This window comes from Bradyrhizobium sp. CCGB12, from assembly GCF_024199845.1.
Taxonomy (GTDB): Bacteria; Pseudomonadota; Alphaproteobacteria; order Rhizobiales; family Xanthobacteraceae; genus Bradyrhizobium.
On the sequence record NZ_JANADO010000001.1, the window covers coordinates 638,861 to 652,450 of the forward strand.

Annotated in this window: 12 protein-coding genes; all 12 read left to right on the forward strand. The window is 60.6% G+C overall.

What is annotated here, in order from left to right; genetic code table 11:
• Positions 1–5 precede the first annotated feature (5 nt).
• The 12 genes from NLM27_RS02965 to trbL all read left to right on the forward strand — a co-directional run bounded on the left by NLM27_RS02965 (position 6) and on the right by trbL (position 13,557).
• Complete coding sequence (locus NLM27_RS02965; protein ID WP_254141913.1) at positions 6–1,196, forward strand: dihydrodipicolinate synthase family protein; 1,191 nt, start codon at positions 6–8, stop codon at positions 1,194–1,196.
• A 155-nt stretch (positions 1,197–1,351) separates the two neighbouring features.
• The gene (locus tag NLM27_RS02970; protein WP_254141914.1) at positions 1,352–2,308 is read left to right on the forward strand and encodes a LysR family transcriptional regulator; all 957 of its coding nucleotides are present in this window, start codon (positions 1,352–1,354) and stop codon (positions 2,306–2,308) included.
• A 240-nt stretch (positions 2,309–2,548) separates the two neighbouring features.
• Positions 2,549–3,412 (forward strand): sugar phosphate isomerase/epimerase, encoded by an 864-nt coding sequence (locus NLM27_RS02975; protein ID WP_254148738.1) that lies wholly within the window; start codon positions 2,549–2,551, stop codon positions 3,410–3,412.
• A 243-nt stretch (positions 3,413–3,655) separates the two neighbouring features.
• Positions 3,656–5,347 (forward strand): methyl-accepting chemotaxis protein, encoded by a 1,692-nt coding sequence (locus NLM27_RS02980; protein WP_254141915.1) that lies wholly within the window; start codon positions 3,656–3,658, stop codon positions 5,345–5,347.
• 43 nt (positions 5,348–5,390) lie between these two features.
• The gene (locus tag NLM27_RS02985; RefSeq protein ID WP_254141916.1) at positions 5,391–6,674 is read left to right on the forward strand and encodes a glycerate kinase; all 1,284 of its coding nucleotides are present in this window, start codon (positions 5,391–5,393) and stop codon (positions 6,672–6,674) included.
• Between the two features lie 601 nt (positions 6,675–7,275).
• Positions 7,276–8,196, forward strand: coding sequence for a P-type conjugative transfer ATPase TrbB (gene trbB / locus NLM27_RS02990; RefSeq protein ID WP_254141917.1), 921 nt, complete (start codon positions 7,276–7,278; stop codon positions 8,194–8,196).
• Positions 8,193–8,519: a TrbC/VirB2 family protein gene (locus NLM27_RS02995; protein ID WP_254141918.1), complete on the forward strand. Its 327-nt coding sequence runs from the start codon at positions 8,193–8,195 to the stop codon at positions 8,517–8,519. The genes trbB and NLM27_RS02995 overlap by 4 nt, the downstream gene beginning before the upstream one ends.
• Positions 8,519–8,782: a VirB3 family type IV secretion system protein gene (locus NLM27_RS03000; protein ID WP_254141919.1), complete on the forward strand. Its 264-nt coding sequence runs from the start codon at positions 8,519–8,521 to the stop codon at positions 8,780–8,782. Before NLM27_RS02995 ends, NLM27_RS03000 begins: the two co-directional genes overlap by 1 nt.
• Before the next feature lie 8 nt (positions 8,783–8,790).
• Entirely contained in the window at positions 8,791–11,232 is a 2,442-nt protein-coding gene (gene trbE / locus NLM27_RS03005) for a conjugal transfer protein TrbE (RefSeq protein ID WP_254141920.1), read from the forward strand.
• Positions 11,229–11,960 (forward strand): P-type conjugative transfer protein TrbJ, encoded by a 732-nt coding sequence (trbJ, locus tag NLM27_RS03010; RefSeq protein WP_254141921.1) that lies wholly within the window; start codon positions 11,229–11,231, stop codon positions 11,958–11,960. The genes trbE and trbJ overlap by 4 nt, the downstream gene beginning before the upstream one ends.
• A complete protein-coding gene (gene trbK-alt / locus NLM27_RS03015; protein ID WP_254141922.1) occupies positions 11,960–12,343 on the forward strand; it encodes a putative entry exclusion protein TrbK-alt in 384 nt (127 codons plus the stop codon). Before trbJ ends, trbK-alt begins: the two co-directional genes overlap by 1 nt.
• The gene (gene trbL / locus NLM27_RS03020; protein WP_254141923.1) at positions 12,340–13,557 is read left to right on the forward strand and encodes a P-type conjugative transfer protein TrbL; all 1,218 of its coding nucleotides are present in this window, start codon (positions 12,340–12,342) and stop codon (positions 13,555–13,557) included. The genes trbK-alt and trbL overlap by 4 nt, the downstream gene beginning before the upstream one ends.
• Positions 13,558–13,590 lie beyond the last annotated feature (33 nt).

Sequence of the window (13,590 nt, forward strand, 5' to 3'; positions counted from 1 at the left end):
GACAGATGAACAAACCTGTTCCTACAGAAGGGTCTCTGTCCTTGAAGCTGCCCACCGCCGAACGGGGGTTGGAGACCTACCGCCTTTCGGTACCCCAGGCGTTTTCGGCAAAGCTTACGGGTGAGTTGAACCGCGTCGCGTTCTCGGCGGCACATGTGGTCGCCGATCCGCTAGCGTCCGTCGATCCTTGGCTCGAGCCGGCAATTGATTGGGATCGAACGATTGCGTTCCGCGAACACATCTGGGATCTCGGTCTGGGCGTCGCCGAAGCCATGGATACGGCCCAGCGCGGCATGGGCCTCGATTGGCCGACGTCCTTGGAGCTGATCAAGAAAAGTGTTGCGGCTGCAAGGGCGCGGGGTGGCTTGGTCGCGTCAGGAGCCGGGACCGACCATTTGAACCCCGACGATACCCGATCGCTTGACGATGTGATTCGTGCCTATGAAGAGCAGGTCGAAGCGATCGAGGCCGTCGGTGGTCGAATCATCCTCATGGCCTCCAGATCCCTCGCGCGCGTCGGCACTGGCGCCTCGGACTACGAGACGGTCTATGACCGGATCTTGTCCCAGGTTCGCCAACCCGTCATCATCCACTGGCTTGGCGACATGTTCGATCCAGCCCTCTCTGGCTATTGGGGGACGCACGATATTGACGCGGCGATGAACACCGCGCTTGGCATCATCAACGCTCATGCTGAGAAGGTCGATGGGGTAAAGATTTCTCTGCTGGACAAGCAGCGAGAGATTGACATGCGCCGACGGCTTGACAAGCGCGTGAAAATGTACACCGGCGACGACTTCAATTATGCCGAGCTGATCGCGGGCGACGCGCACGGCTTCTCACATGCCTTGCTGGGTATCTTTGACGCTATCGCGCCGGCAGCGTCTTACGCGCTATCACGTCTTGCCGACGGTGATGTCGCAACCTTCGAAGATGTCCTGGCGCCCACTGTTCCGCTATCGCGCCACATCTTCAAAGCGCCGACCCGGTTCTACAAGACCGGGGTGGTCTTCATGGCCTATCTCAATGGTCACCAGGATCACTTCACCATGATCGGTGGTCAGGAAAGCGCACGATCCACCCTCCATCTAGCGCAGATATTTCGTCTTGCCGATCGGGCAAGACTGCTGACGGACCCCGATCGAGCAGTTGCGCGGATGAAGGAAGTGCTGGCCGTCAGAGGAATTGAGGCGTGACGCACCTATTCCCACCGGTGCCCAAACCAGGGAAAGCCTGGCACGAATAGAGGAAGCCCGACGGCCGCAGCCGTGCTCACGCAGCTTGAACATCCGATTGGACGACGATGATCTTACCGCAAGTCAAGCGAGCCTCAATCGATCTCAGAGGGTTGTTGCTGTTCCTGCAGGTGGCGGAAGCCGGGAGCTTTTCGAAGGCGGCGACGTCGCTCGCCATCGGGCAACCCATACTCAGCCGGGACATCAAGGCTCTTGAGGACAAGTACGGTGTTCAACTCTTCAATCGAAATGGCCGGGGGATATCGCTGACGACTGCAGGAAATCATCTGCTCGTGTACGCCAGGTCGATTCTGCAGAATCTCACCTGTGCGCAGGATGCACTTCGATCGTTCAGTGCCGCGAAATCTGGAAGTGTGATCGTTGCCGTGCCGGGGCTCTCGGCCCGGTTGACGGGCGATCTCATTCGGCGCTCTAAAGTCGAATGCGATGGGATTTCATTGAGTCTGATCGAGGCGGACACCGGTAAGTCGATCGAACTGTTGAGCAATGGCGTCGCCGACATTGCCATTCTGTATAATCCTCCCAACATGAGCACGCTCAATGTTGAGCATCTCATGAATGATCATTTCGTTCTGCTCGGCGCGCTGGGCAGTCTAAGCGACCATCAGGAAGGAGGGACGACGTTCGAGTCTATTCGCGACTTGCCACTAGCGCTTCCGCCCCGGCCAGATCGCTTGAGAGCGGTCCTTGAAAGCGCAGCCCAGATCGCCGGAACAACCCTGGCAGTCGACCTCGAGATCACCGGGGTTAACACGATGCTGGAACTGGTTCGCTGCAACCTTCTGCATACGATCGTCCCGTTTGGTCTTGTGAGCACGAATAGTACGGCGACGGGCTTCGACATCCGGCGTCTTAGCGGAATCTTCTCGCCGCTTCGCTTGAGCGTCGCGACATCGATGCAGCGGCCACAGACGGTTGCGACCAAGACCGTTCTCACGGCCATCCGACAGCAGTTTCGCGAGGCACGATCCGATCCATTAGCACCGATCGATCCCCGATCCGTCGGTCCAGACGGGCCATCCGGTAGCTTTGCGCTGAACCACCGATCGTGAGATCGGCCTTCGCGGCACCGGCTCAACGAGGGGAAGGCAGGCGCAGCAATAACTGTTATGTCATCTCACGATCTTGAATCGCGTTCCACGCTGAAGCAGTAGTTGGATGGGGAATTGTTGTCGCATCTCGAATGACGGGATCGGGCTGTGCACGTTTGTCGATTTTGCGGAGAAATGGGGCGGATGATCAAGGGTAAGTGGGCCTTCGCGCGATATCGGTGCGTGCTGTGGGCTTGAATGATGCGTGATTTCTCAAAAGACCATCGTTGGCTGTCGCTGAACACGGCGACAGTACGTCATCAAGGCGATCTCGTCGCTATCGTCGATGCCTGCGCGCGCGCCGGCATCCGCGCGATCGACCCTTGGCGCGACCAGGTGGCCGCGATTGGCCTCGATCGAGCCGTAAGACTGGTCCGAGACGCTGGCCTGGATCTTTCCGGCTATTGCCGTGGCGGGATGTTTCCCGCAGATCCGGGGCTCCGCGCGGTCGTCCGTGATGACAATCGGCGGGCCGTCGATGAAGCCAAGGCGCTAAACGCGCCCTGCCTCGTTCTCGTGGTTGGCGGGCTACCTCAATATTCGCGTCCGGGAAGTGTCCCTTCCAAAGATATTGCGAGGGCGCGTGCGCAAGCTGAGGAGGGGATCGCGGAATTGCTAGAATATGCCGCCGGGGTTGGCATGCGGCTTTCGATCGAGCCTCTGCATCCAGCCTATGCCGCCGACCGCGCCTGTGTCAGTACGATGTGCCAGGCGCTCGACATTTGCGATCGCCTTGATCCAGAAAAGTCTGGCAGGCTTGGTGTTGCCATCGACGTCTATCATGTGTGGTGGGATCCGGATTTGATCGCTCAGATACGTCGTGCGGGTAAGAACCGTATACATGCCTTCCACGTGTGCGACTGGCTGGTACCTACGCGCGACTTGCTCAACGACCGTGGGATGATGGGGGACGGTATCATTGATATTCCGTCGATCCGTGCCGTCGTCGAAGCAGAGGGTTTTGACGGCTATTCCGAGATCGAGATCTTCTCCAACGATTGGTGGACTAAGCCAATGGGAGACGTGATTGCAACCTGCATTGCTCGGCACAGAGGCTCTGTTTGAGAGCGTCACACGTGAACGTAAGAGCGGTCGGCGATTCGTTGCGGACTATCCGTCGGAAGGTCGTTGTAAGTTGGGCGAGTGTCATCCTCGGCGCCCGATCACTCTAGCCGCTTGGCGCGAGCCGACCCGATCGCCAAGCCGCCATCCATTCGTCGAAGTTTGTGTTCGAATCGCGGGCAATTGCCACGGGCGCCAAGCGTGCGTGCTCGTTTGCGCTTGCAGTGTCGAGGAAGAGGAGCTCGTATGCTGACGGATGTTTCGATCAGGACGAAAGTCGTGACCGTCATATCGATCCTGATAGTGGTCACCATTGCGATCGGGCTTCTTTCAGTCAGAAGCATGCAGCTGATCAATGCCAGGACCAAGGATATCCAGACGAACTGGCTGCCTTCCGTTCGTGCGCTGGGGGAGCTTCGGGCAAGCACGATCAATTACCGGAATATGATCAGGGAGCATATGCTCGCGGAAACGAAGGAAGCAAAGCTCGCTGCGGAGGGGACACTTGAGAAGCCCATCGCGGCCGGCAACGCGGCCCGCGCCGCGTATGAAAAGCTAATTGGATCCGCGGAAGAGCGGGAACTGTTTGATCGCTGGTCGAGATTGTGGGACGGATACCTCATCGGAAGTCGAGAGGTCATGACCAGATCTCGCAATGAGGTAGGCGGGGTGCCTCATGAGGCGCACGAGATGAACGCGAAAGTCGTCAATCCCAAGAGCTTGGCGGCCGACGAATATTTGATGAGGGCAATCGTTCTCAACAACGAAGCGGCGGATCGAGCCGGAGCCGAGGCGGCTCGAAGCTTCGATGAGGGCTTAAGGTGGCTAATCGCCCTGATTGCCGTCGGGGCGATGGGAGGTATCGCTATTGCTGTCTACCTGGTTCGCGATCTCACTGCCGGTATTAGCACCATCATCTCGCAGATGCAGGCGCTTAGCGAGGGAGATCTATCGGTCTCCATAGAACGCCGCGGCAAGCATACCGAGATCGGCCGCATGGCTGCCACTCTTGAACTATTCAAGGAGGCGCTGATCGCCAAGAGAGCATTGGATGAAAAGGCCGCTGCCGAATCCAGAGCCAAGATCGAAAGAAGCAATCGGGTCGACTTGATTGCTCGCGAATTCGAGAACATGATCGGTGAAGTTGTCGAGACGGTCTCGTCAGCATCAACCGAGCTCGAAACGTCGGCAACCACGCTGACGGCTGGCGCATCCGAATCGCTTCGGCTCGCGACAAGCGTGGCGTCGGGGGCTGAGCAGGCGTCCGTCAACATGCACTCCATTGCTTCCGCTACCGAGGAGATGACGGCCTCGATCGTGGAGATAAGCCGGCAGGTTCAGGAGGCTGCTCGCATCGCTTCCGCAGCTGTCGAGCAGTCGCGCGCGAGCAATAAACGTACTGACGAACTGGCCCGAGCGGCCGCGCGCATCGATGATGTCGTCGAACTCATCGGGAAAATTGCAGCCCAAACCAATCTGCTTGCCCTTAATGCCACGATCGAGGCAGTCCGGGCTGGCGATGCGGGCAAGGGTTTTGCCGTAGTTGCGACAGAAGTTAAGGCGCTCGCCGAACAGACGACGGCGGCAACCGAAGAGATCGGGTTACAGATTGTGGACATCCAGGCCGCCACCCGCGGTGCCGTTGATACGATAAAGGACATTGGTGGTGTGGTAGACCGGATATCCGAGATATCAGCCGCCATCGCGTCAGCGATCGAGGAACAAAGTGCCGCAACTCAGGACATTGCTCGCAACATTCAGCTGGCGGCCCATGGCACAGCGGCGGTAACGGCGAGCATCACCGCGGTTCAGCGTGGTGCGGAGGATACCGGAACTGCCTCTGGTCTCGTGCTGAGCGCGGCCAAATCTCTGTCCGGCGACAATGCACGGTTGAAGCAGGAAGTCGGGAGGTTCTTGGCATCGGTGCGGGGCGCTTAAGGCGCGCTGCGCGGGTGGACCCGGTTGGACCCTTTGCATCATCATGATTGATCGACGTCCTTTATTGCGGGCCATATATGATGCCGCCGTGGCAGCCGCCCATCCCAGCGTGGTGTTGGCGCCATATTTGCGACCTGCTCCCGTGGGCCGGGTGATCTGTCTTGCTGCAGGCAAGGGCGCGGGAGCAATGGCAGCTGCTGCGGAGCAGTACTACCTCGACGCGCTTGGTCTTGCGCCTGAGCGGCTCGTTGGCATTGCTACTACGCGGCATGGTCATGGTGTTCCGACACGGCGTATCCGCGTGGTCGAAGCCGGACACCCGGTGCCGGACGAAGCCGGGCTGAGGGGCGCGGCGGAAGCGATCGAGCTTGCGCGCGAGGCCAGGGCTGACGACCTCCTGTTGGTTTTGCTGTCTGGCGGTGGCTCAGCGAATTGGATCGCGCCAGCAGGAGGCGTGAGCTTTACACAGAAGCAATCCGTTAATCGCGCCTTGCTTCGCTCAGGCGCACCGATTGACGGCGTCAATATGGTTCGCAAACATCTTTCGCGAATCAAGGGCGGACGGCTGGCGCGCTTCGGCCAACGTGCCGGCGAAATCGTCACGCTGGCGATCTCCGACGTACCGTATGACGAGCCGTCTGCGATCGCCTCCGGTCCCACCGTGCCCGACCCGACGACGCTTGCCGACGCCCGTGACGTCATCGCAGAGTACGGTCTCGAAATCGAGCCTGCCGTGCTCCGCGCGCTGCACGATCCCGTCAACGAAAGCTGCAAGCCGGGCGATCTCGCTTTTGCCCGCACGCAATTCGAGCTTGTCGCACGTCCGAGGCAATCGCTCGATGCCGCAGTGAAGCTCGCTAGGGCTGCGGGGTATGATGTGATCGATCTCGGTTCCGACCTCGAAGGCGAAGCGCGCGTCGTTGCTGCCGCGCACGCCAAGCTCGCATTGGAGCTGCGCAGTGCTGGCAGACATGCTGCAATTCTTTCTGGTGGTGAGCTGACAGTCACCGTGCGCGGCAGCGGTCGCGGCGGTCCCAATCAGGAATATGCCCTGGCGCTTGCCGACTTGCTGAGAGATACGACCGGCATTGCTGCTCTCGCCGGAGATACCGATGGAGCCGACGGCGGTGCCGGCGTGGCGACGGATCCCGCCGGGGCCCTGATCGACCCAACGACATTTGCGAAGATGAGGGCACTGCGCCTTAAGCCGGAAACCTATCTCGCGAATAACGACGCTACTGCGTTCTTCTTAGCGACCAACGACCTTCTGACGCCAGGACCGACGCTCACCAACGTGAACGATATTCGGGTGATCTTGGTGGATTGATGCTGTTACGCTCCCGGGGGGCGCCATCTGCTGAGTATCCAGTCCGTTCGCAGCGAGCAACCATAAGCATTGGTTGCGCTCGAGCGTTGCGAGGGACAGGGGGCCAGATGCAAGCGTTGCTCCTGTAAGAATCAAATGATGGAGGAGCGGTCGGTTCTAAGTTGATTGCACGGCGGTTGAGCGGGAAAGATCCGCAAGATCGAACGCGGCGTGTCTGACCGAATCTGAAGTATCATTCTCTAGTCAGCTCTCGTCCTTGGCACAGGGGATGTTCCGCGAACGACGTAGATTGTAGCAGCAAGAAACAACGTCGTCACAGCAGAAAGATACGAGTCTAAAGTCGACTATCCGTTCGTGGTGTGGCCTCGCTATTGATGGGCCGTATCGCACGCGAAGGGGTGAGTACTCGTCGCTGCGATCTCAGCCGAATCTTTCTTTTCCTACGCCAGACCACGACCCCGATCAGGCTCTCGTTGTGCTGATCCGGCCCTTTGCTTTTGTATCGTCTCGACCTGAGGGCCAGCGAGTTGCCGTCAGTTGTTGGGGGACGACGGTGTCGATCTATTCTGGTCAGTCGAAGGCGATCTCGCGTGGAGCGCGAATGCTGCGCACCGCCCTTGGCCCTGCCATTGCACGCTTCCTGGAAGATCCGTCGATTGTTGAAGTCATGCTCAACCCGGATGGCCGGTTGTGGATCGACCGGCTGTCAAACGGCCTCATGGATACCGGCGAGAGCCTGTCCGCTTCTGACGGGGAACGTATCGTCCGGTTGGTTGCTCATCATGTCGGTCACGAGGTTCACCCTGGTGCGCCGCGCGTCACGGCCGAATTGCCTGAGACGGGTGAACGCTTCGAAGGTTTGCTTCCGCCAGTCGTCGCTGCCCCCGCATTCGCGATCCGCAAGCCGGCCGTCGCCGTGTTCTCGCTCGATGAATACGTCGCGGCCGGGGTTATGGCCTCGGAGCAGGCCGATGCGCTGCGGGCGGCCGTCATCGCTCGTAAGAATATACTGGTCGCGGGCGGTACCTCGACCGGCAAGACGACGCTGACAAACGCGCTGCTCGCGGAGGTCGCCAAGACCGCCGATCGCGTGATTCTCATTGAAGATACCCGAGAGCTTCAGTGCACGGCACCGAACCTCGTCGCCCTGCGTACGCGGGATGGTGTGATCTCGCTCTCCGATCTTGTGCGCTCCGCGCTGCGGCTGCGGCCTGATCGTATTCCGATCGGCGAAGTCCGCGGAGCGGAAGCGCTCGACCTGCTGAAGGCGTGGGGCACCGGGCACCCCGGTGGTATCGGCACCATCCATGCCGGCACAGCCCTCGGTGCGTTGCGCCGGCTCGAGCAACTCATCCAGGAAGCTGTCGTCACTGTCCCACGCGCCCTGATTGCCGAGACCATCAACGTCATTGCCGTGCTCGTCGGCAGAGGTGCCGATCGCCGGCTTGGAGAACTAGCCCGTGTGACCGGGCTCGGACCCTCGGGGGACTACAGCCTTTCACCAATAGGAGACCAGCTATGAATTGTCGTTTGTTTTGCGAAAGGATCATCCTTTCGGTCGGAGCATTCGCAGGGGGCTGCGTGATTGCCGCCCCTGCGTGGGCGGCAGGCTCCAACATGCCGTGGGAGCAACCGCTCAATCAGATCCTGCAATCGGTCGAAGGCCCCGTCGCAAAGATCATCGCGGTCATCATCATCATCGTGACAGGCCTGTCGCTGGCATTCGGCGACACATCTGGTGGCTTCCGACGGCTAGTCCAGATCGTTTTCGGCCTGTCGATCGCCTTCGCGGCGTCGAGCTTCTTCCTGTCGTTTTTCTCGTTTGGTGGCGGTGTGGTGATCTGATGGACGGGCAGATCGCCGGCTTTTTCGCGCCCGTGCACCGGGCACTGACCGAACCGATCCTCATGGGTGGCGCACCGCGATCGGTCGCCATCCTCAACAGCACCCTGGCCGCGGCGCTTGGGCTCGGTCTGCGCCTCTGGCTAGCAGGTCTTCTGCTCTGGTCCGTCGGCCAGATGGTCGCCGTCTGGGCAACCAAGCGCGATCCCGCCTTCGTCGAAGTCGGACGCCGGCACGTCCGCATCCCCAGTCATCTCAGCTTGTGAGTCCTCTTATGATGAATCTTGCCGAATACCGACGCTCGAACACTCGCTTGGCGGATTTTCTTCCTTGGGCGGCTCTCGTCGATGAGGGTATCGTCCTCAACAAGGACGGTTCGTTCCAGCGGACAGCAAAATTTCGGGGACCAGATCTCGACAGCGCCGTGCCGGCCGAACTCGTCGCCGTCGCCGGCCGTCTGAACAATGCGTTGCGCCGCCTTGGATCGGGGTGGGCCGTCTTTGTGGAAGCACAGCGGCACTCCGCGGGCGCCTATCCGCAGAGCACATTTCCCGACGTTGCATCCTCCCTGGTCGACGCGGAGCGAAGAGCGCAGTTCGAGGAAGCCGGCGCGCACTATGACTCAAGCTACTACCTGACGTTCCTCTACCTCCCGCCTGAGGAGGTAACTGCCATGACAGAGCGGCTCCTCTACGAGAATAGCGGCCGCACTGCCGGTGCTGATGCGCGCGAGATCCTGAGCGGGTTTGTCGATCGTACCAACCGCATACTGCAGCTCATCGAGGGATTCATGCCGGAATGCTCCTGGCTCGATGATGAGGCAACGCTGACCTATCTGCACTCCACCGTCTCGGCCAAGCGGCATCGGGTCCGAGTGCCAGAGATCCCCATGTATCTTGATGCGCTGCTCGCCGACCAGCCCCTGACCGGCGGCCTCGAGCCGACACTGGGCGAAGCCCACGTGCGTATTTTGACGGTTGTAGGATTCCCGACGGCGACCACGCCGGGGATCCTCGACGATCTCAACCGGCTTGCATTTCCGTACCGCTGGTCGACCCGGGCGATCATGCTCGACAAAACGGATGCGACCAAACTTCTTACCAAGATTCGTCGTCAATGGTTCGCCAAGCGGAAGTCGATCGGCGCGATCCTGAAGGAGGTGATGACCAACGAGGCTTCCGCACTTCTCGACACAGATGCGCACAACAAAGCCATCGATGCCGACGCCGCCCTTCAGGAACTCGGGACGGACCAGATCGGTGAGGTCTTCGTCACTGCGACCGTTACTGTCTGGGACAGGGATGCGCGCGCTGCCGACGAAAAGCTGCGCCTCGTCGAGAAGGTAATTCAGGGACGTGATTTCACCTGCATGATCGAGACGGTGAATGCTGTCGAGGCTTGGCTCGGGAGCCTGCCGGGACATGTTTATGCGAACGTCCGCCAACCCCCGATCTCGACCCTGAACCTGGCGCATATGATTCCGCTCTCGGCCGTATGGGCGGGCGAGGCGAGGGACCATCACTTCAGGGCGCCGCCTCTGTTCTTTGCCAAGACCGAGGGGGCGACCCCGTTTCGGTTCTCGCTTCACGTCGGTGATGTCGGACACACCTTGGTCATTGGTCCGACCGGCGCCGGCAAGTCGGTGCTCTTGGCGCTGATGGCCTTGCAGTTCCGCCGCTATCCGGAGTCCCAGATTTTCGCATTCGATTTCGGTGGATCGATCCGGGCGGCCGCAATTGCCATGGGGGGCGACTGGCATGATCTCGGCGGCGCCGTAGCGGGAGACGTGTCCGAGTCTGTTTCGCTCCAGCCGTTCGCGGGGATAGACGATCCTGCAGAACGCGGCTGGGCAGCCGAATGGGTCGCTTCGATCCTGGCCCGCGAACGGATCGAGGTCACGCCCGAGGTCAAGGACCATGTCTGGTCGGCCCTGACGTCGCTCGCCTCCGCGCCCCCTCCAGAACGAACCTTCACCGGGCTTTCCGTCCTCTTGCAATCGAATGCATTGAAGAGGGCACTCCAACCTTACTGCCTGGGCGGCCCCTACGATCGGTTACTCGACGCCGAAAGCGAACGATTGGGCGATTCCCCGGTTCAGGTCTTCGAAACCGATGGACTGATCGGCTCGGCGGTCGCGCCAGCCACCCTGTCATACCTGTTTCACCGAATCGAAGACCGATTCGATGGTCGTCCAACGTTACTCGTCATTGACGAGGGATGGCTCGCGCTCGATGACGCCGACTTTGCCGGGAAACTTCGCGAGTGGTTGAAGACCCTGCGCAAGAAGAATGCTTCCGTAATTTTCGCAACCCAATCGCTGGCCGACATCGACAGCTCGGCGATTGCGCCCGCCATCATCGAGAGCTGTCCGACCCGGATCCTGCTTCCCAACGATCGTGCCATCGAGCCGCAGATCACGACAATTTATCGCCGCTTTGGGTTGAACGACCGCCAAATCGAGATTCTCGCCCGTGCGACGCCGAAGCGGGACTACTACTGCCAGTCGCGTCGCGGCAACCGCCTGTTTGAACTTGGCCTTGGCGAGATCGCCTTGGCGTTTACGGCCGCCTCCTCGAAAGCCGATCAGGCGCTGATCGAGAAAGTCCTGGTCGAAAAGGGCGACGCGAACTTTGTGCCGGGCTGGCTGCGGGCCAGAGATATCGGCTGGGCCTGCGATCTCATTCCACATCTTACCAGCCTGGAGACCGCCTCATGAGTCTCCTCCGTCGTGTCTTAACAGCGGGTGCCCTCGCGGCCATTCTTGCCGGCACCCCCAAGCCAGCGTCGGCGCTGATCGTATTCGATCCCAGCAATTATGTGCAGAACGTGCTGACGGCTGCACGCGCCCTCCAGCAAATCAACAACCAGATCACGTCCCTGCAAAATCAAGCGCAAATGCTGATCAACGAGGGCAAGAACCTGGCGACCCTGCCGTTTTCGTCATTGCAACAGCTCGAGCAGTCGATCCTGCGCACCCAACAGTTGCTCGGGCAGGCTCAGCGCATTGCCTACGACATCCAGCAGATCGATCGGGCGTTCTCCACGACCTATGCGCCGGTGTCGTCAAGTTCGCCGGGCCAGGCACTGGTGGCCAGTGCACAAGCGCGCTGGCAGAACGCGCTTGTGGGCCTGCAAGACGCGATGCGGGTGCAGGCCACCGTTGTCGGAAATCTCGACACCAGCCGAACCCAGATGTCGGCGCTCGTGACCGCAAGCCAAAGTGCGACCGGCGCACTCCAGGCAAATCAGGCAGGTAACCAACTTCTCGGATTGCAAGCCCAGCAGCTCGCCGATCTCACCGCCGTCGTCGCCGCACAGGGACGGGCTCAGAGCTTGGAGTTCGCGCAACGAGCCGTCGCACAAGACCAGGGCAGGGAACAACTCCGCCGATTCCTGATGCCGGGCCAAGGTTATCAAGCCGCAACCGTGCAGATGTTTCACTGATGATGACTGATAGGTTCAATCGGATTCAGATCGGGGTAGTGGCGCTGCTCCTCGCCGTGGCCGTCAGTGCCTGCGCAATCCAGTTGCGCGGCGGGCCGGACCAGACCGGAGCTTCCGCATCGGCTACCCAGGAAGCCGTTCCTCTCGCATCCAAGCTCGCGCAGTGCCGTACCGTCACCTACGAACAGAAAGTCGAGCTGCTCGAATGTCGGAAGGTCTGGGCGGAGAAACGGCGCCAATTCCTGAGCCAGAGGGAGGGTAGTGCCGGGCAAGTGATTGATGGAACTTCGGCCAACAGCCCGATTCCGTCGTCACCGAAGGATGAAAGCCGTTTACCGTCTGGCAACCCCTCCGTGCCGACGCCCGGAGGCAACGAGCGATGAACAGCACCGGTGTCATCGACCAGTTTTTGGAAACCTTCACCCGCTACATCGACTCCGGATTTGGGCTGCTCGGCAGCGAGGTCGGCTACCTCGCGACCACGCTCGCGGCGATCGACATCGTGCTTGCTGGGCTGTTCTGGTCTTGGGGTGGCGATGACGATATCATCGCTCGCCTCGTCAAGAAGACCCTCTTCGTCGGCCTCTTTGCCTATCTGATCGGCAACTGGAATAGCCTCGCGCGCATCGTGTTCGAAAGCTTTGCAGGCCTGGGCCTGAAAGCCTCCGGCACCAGCCTGTCATCAGCGGATTTCTTGCGTCCCGGCCGGATTGCACAGGTGGGCCTCGACGCCGGACGGCCTATCCTTGAGGCCATCTCCAGCCTGATGGGTTACGTCAGCTTCTTCGAGAACTTTGTCCAGATCGTCGTTCTGTTGTTCGCCTGGATCGTCGTCCTGCTCGCCTTCTTCATCTTGGCGATCCAGCTCTTTGTCACTCTGATCGAGTTCAAGCTGACGACGCTGGCAGGCTTCGTGCTGATTCCCTTTGGTCTGTTTGGGAAAACGGCCTTTGCCGCGGAGCGGGTACTGGGCAACGTGATTTCTTCCGGCATCAAGGTCCTGGTGCTGGCCGTGATCGTCGGCATTGGCTCGACGCTGTTTGCACAATTCACGTCGGGTTTTGGCGGTAACCAGCCGACCATTGAGAGCGCGATGGCGCTGGTGTTGGGGGCGCTCTCGTTGCTTGGTCTCGGCATCTTCGGACCAGGTATCGCCAATGGGATCGTTTCTGGTGGACCACAGCTCGGCGCAGGTAGCGCTGTCGGCACCGGCCTAGCGGCAGGTGGCGTTGTTGCCGCCGGAGCAGCGCTCGCAGCCGGTGGCGCCGCGCTGACCGGAGGTGCCGTTGGGGGAGGGCGCGCGATTTCCGGCGCCACCTTGAGCGCCTTCCGTGCAGGAGGTCAGTCCAGTGCAGCCGAAGCAACCGCGCCGGCTCCAGCCGGGCCCCTCCGCTCTGCTGCGGCCCACTCCACTGGATCAAGCGGCAGCACGGCTAGCGGCGATTCTACGTCCTCCGAGGGAGCTCCCGCCTGGGTTCGCCGCATGAAACGGACACAGACGATCAGTCATGGAGCCTCGAGCGCTACGCAGGCGGTACGGGCAGGTGATCACGGCGGGGGAGGGGCGTCTGTCGATCTCTCGCAGGACGAGAACTAATGCCTACGATCACTCCATCTACCGCTCCCATTC

Coding starts and splice junctions, on each gene's coding strand:
- NLM27_RS02965 (WP_254141913.1), top strand. CDS start 6: ATGAACAAACCTGTTCCTACAGAAGGGTCTCTGTCCTTGAAGCTGCCC.
- NLM27_RS02975 (WP_254148738.1), top strand. CDS start 2,549: ATGCGTGATTTCTCAAAAGACCATCGTTGGCTGTCGCTGAACACGGCG.
- NLM27_RS02980 (WP_254141915.1), top strand. CDS start 3,656: ATGCTGACGGATGTTTCGATCAGGACGAAAGTCGTGACCGTCATATCG.
- NLM27_RS02985 (WP_254141916.1), top strand. CDS start 5,391: ATGATTGATCGACGTCCTTTATTGCGGGCCATATATGATGCCGCCGTG.
- trbB (WP_254141917.1), top strand. CDS start 7,276: ATGCTGCGCACCGCCCTTGGCCCTGCCATTGCACGCTTCCTGGAAGAT.
- NLM27_RS02995 (WP_254141918.1), top strand. CDS start 8,193: ATGAATTGTCGTTTGTTTTGCGAAAGGATCATCCTTTCGGTCGGAGCA.
- NLM27_RS03000 (WP_254141919.1), top strand. CDS start 8,519: ATGGACGGGCAGATCGCCGGCTTTTTCGCGCCCGTGCACCGGGCACTG.
- trbE (WP_254141920.1), top strand. CDS start 8,791: ATGATGAATCTTGCCGAATACCGACGCTCGAACACTCGCTTGGCGGAT.
- trbJ (WP_254141921.1), top strand. CDS start 11,229: ATGAGTCTCCTCCGTCGTGTCTTAACAGCGGGTGCCCTCGCGGCCATT.
- trbK-alt (WP_254141922.1), top strand. CDS start 11,960: ATGATGACTGATAGGTTCAATCGGATTCAGATCGGGGTAGTGGCGCTG.
- trbL (WP_254141923.1), top strand. CDS start 12,340: ATGAACAGCACCGGTGTCATCGACCAGTTTTTGGAAACCTTCACCCGC.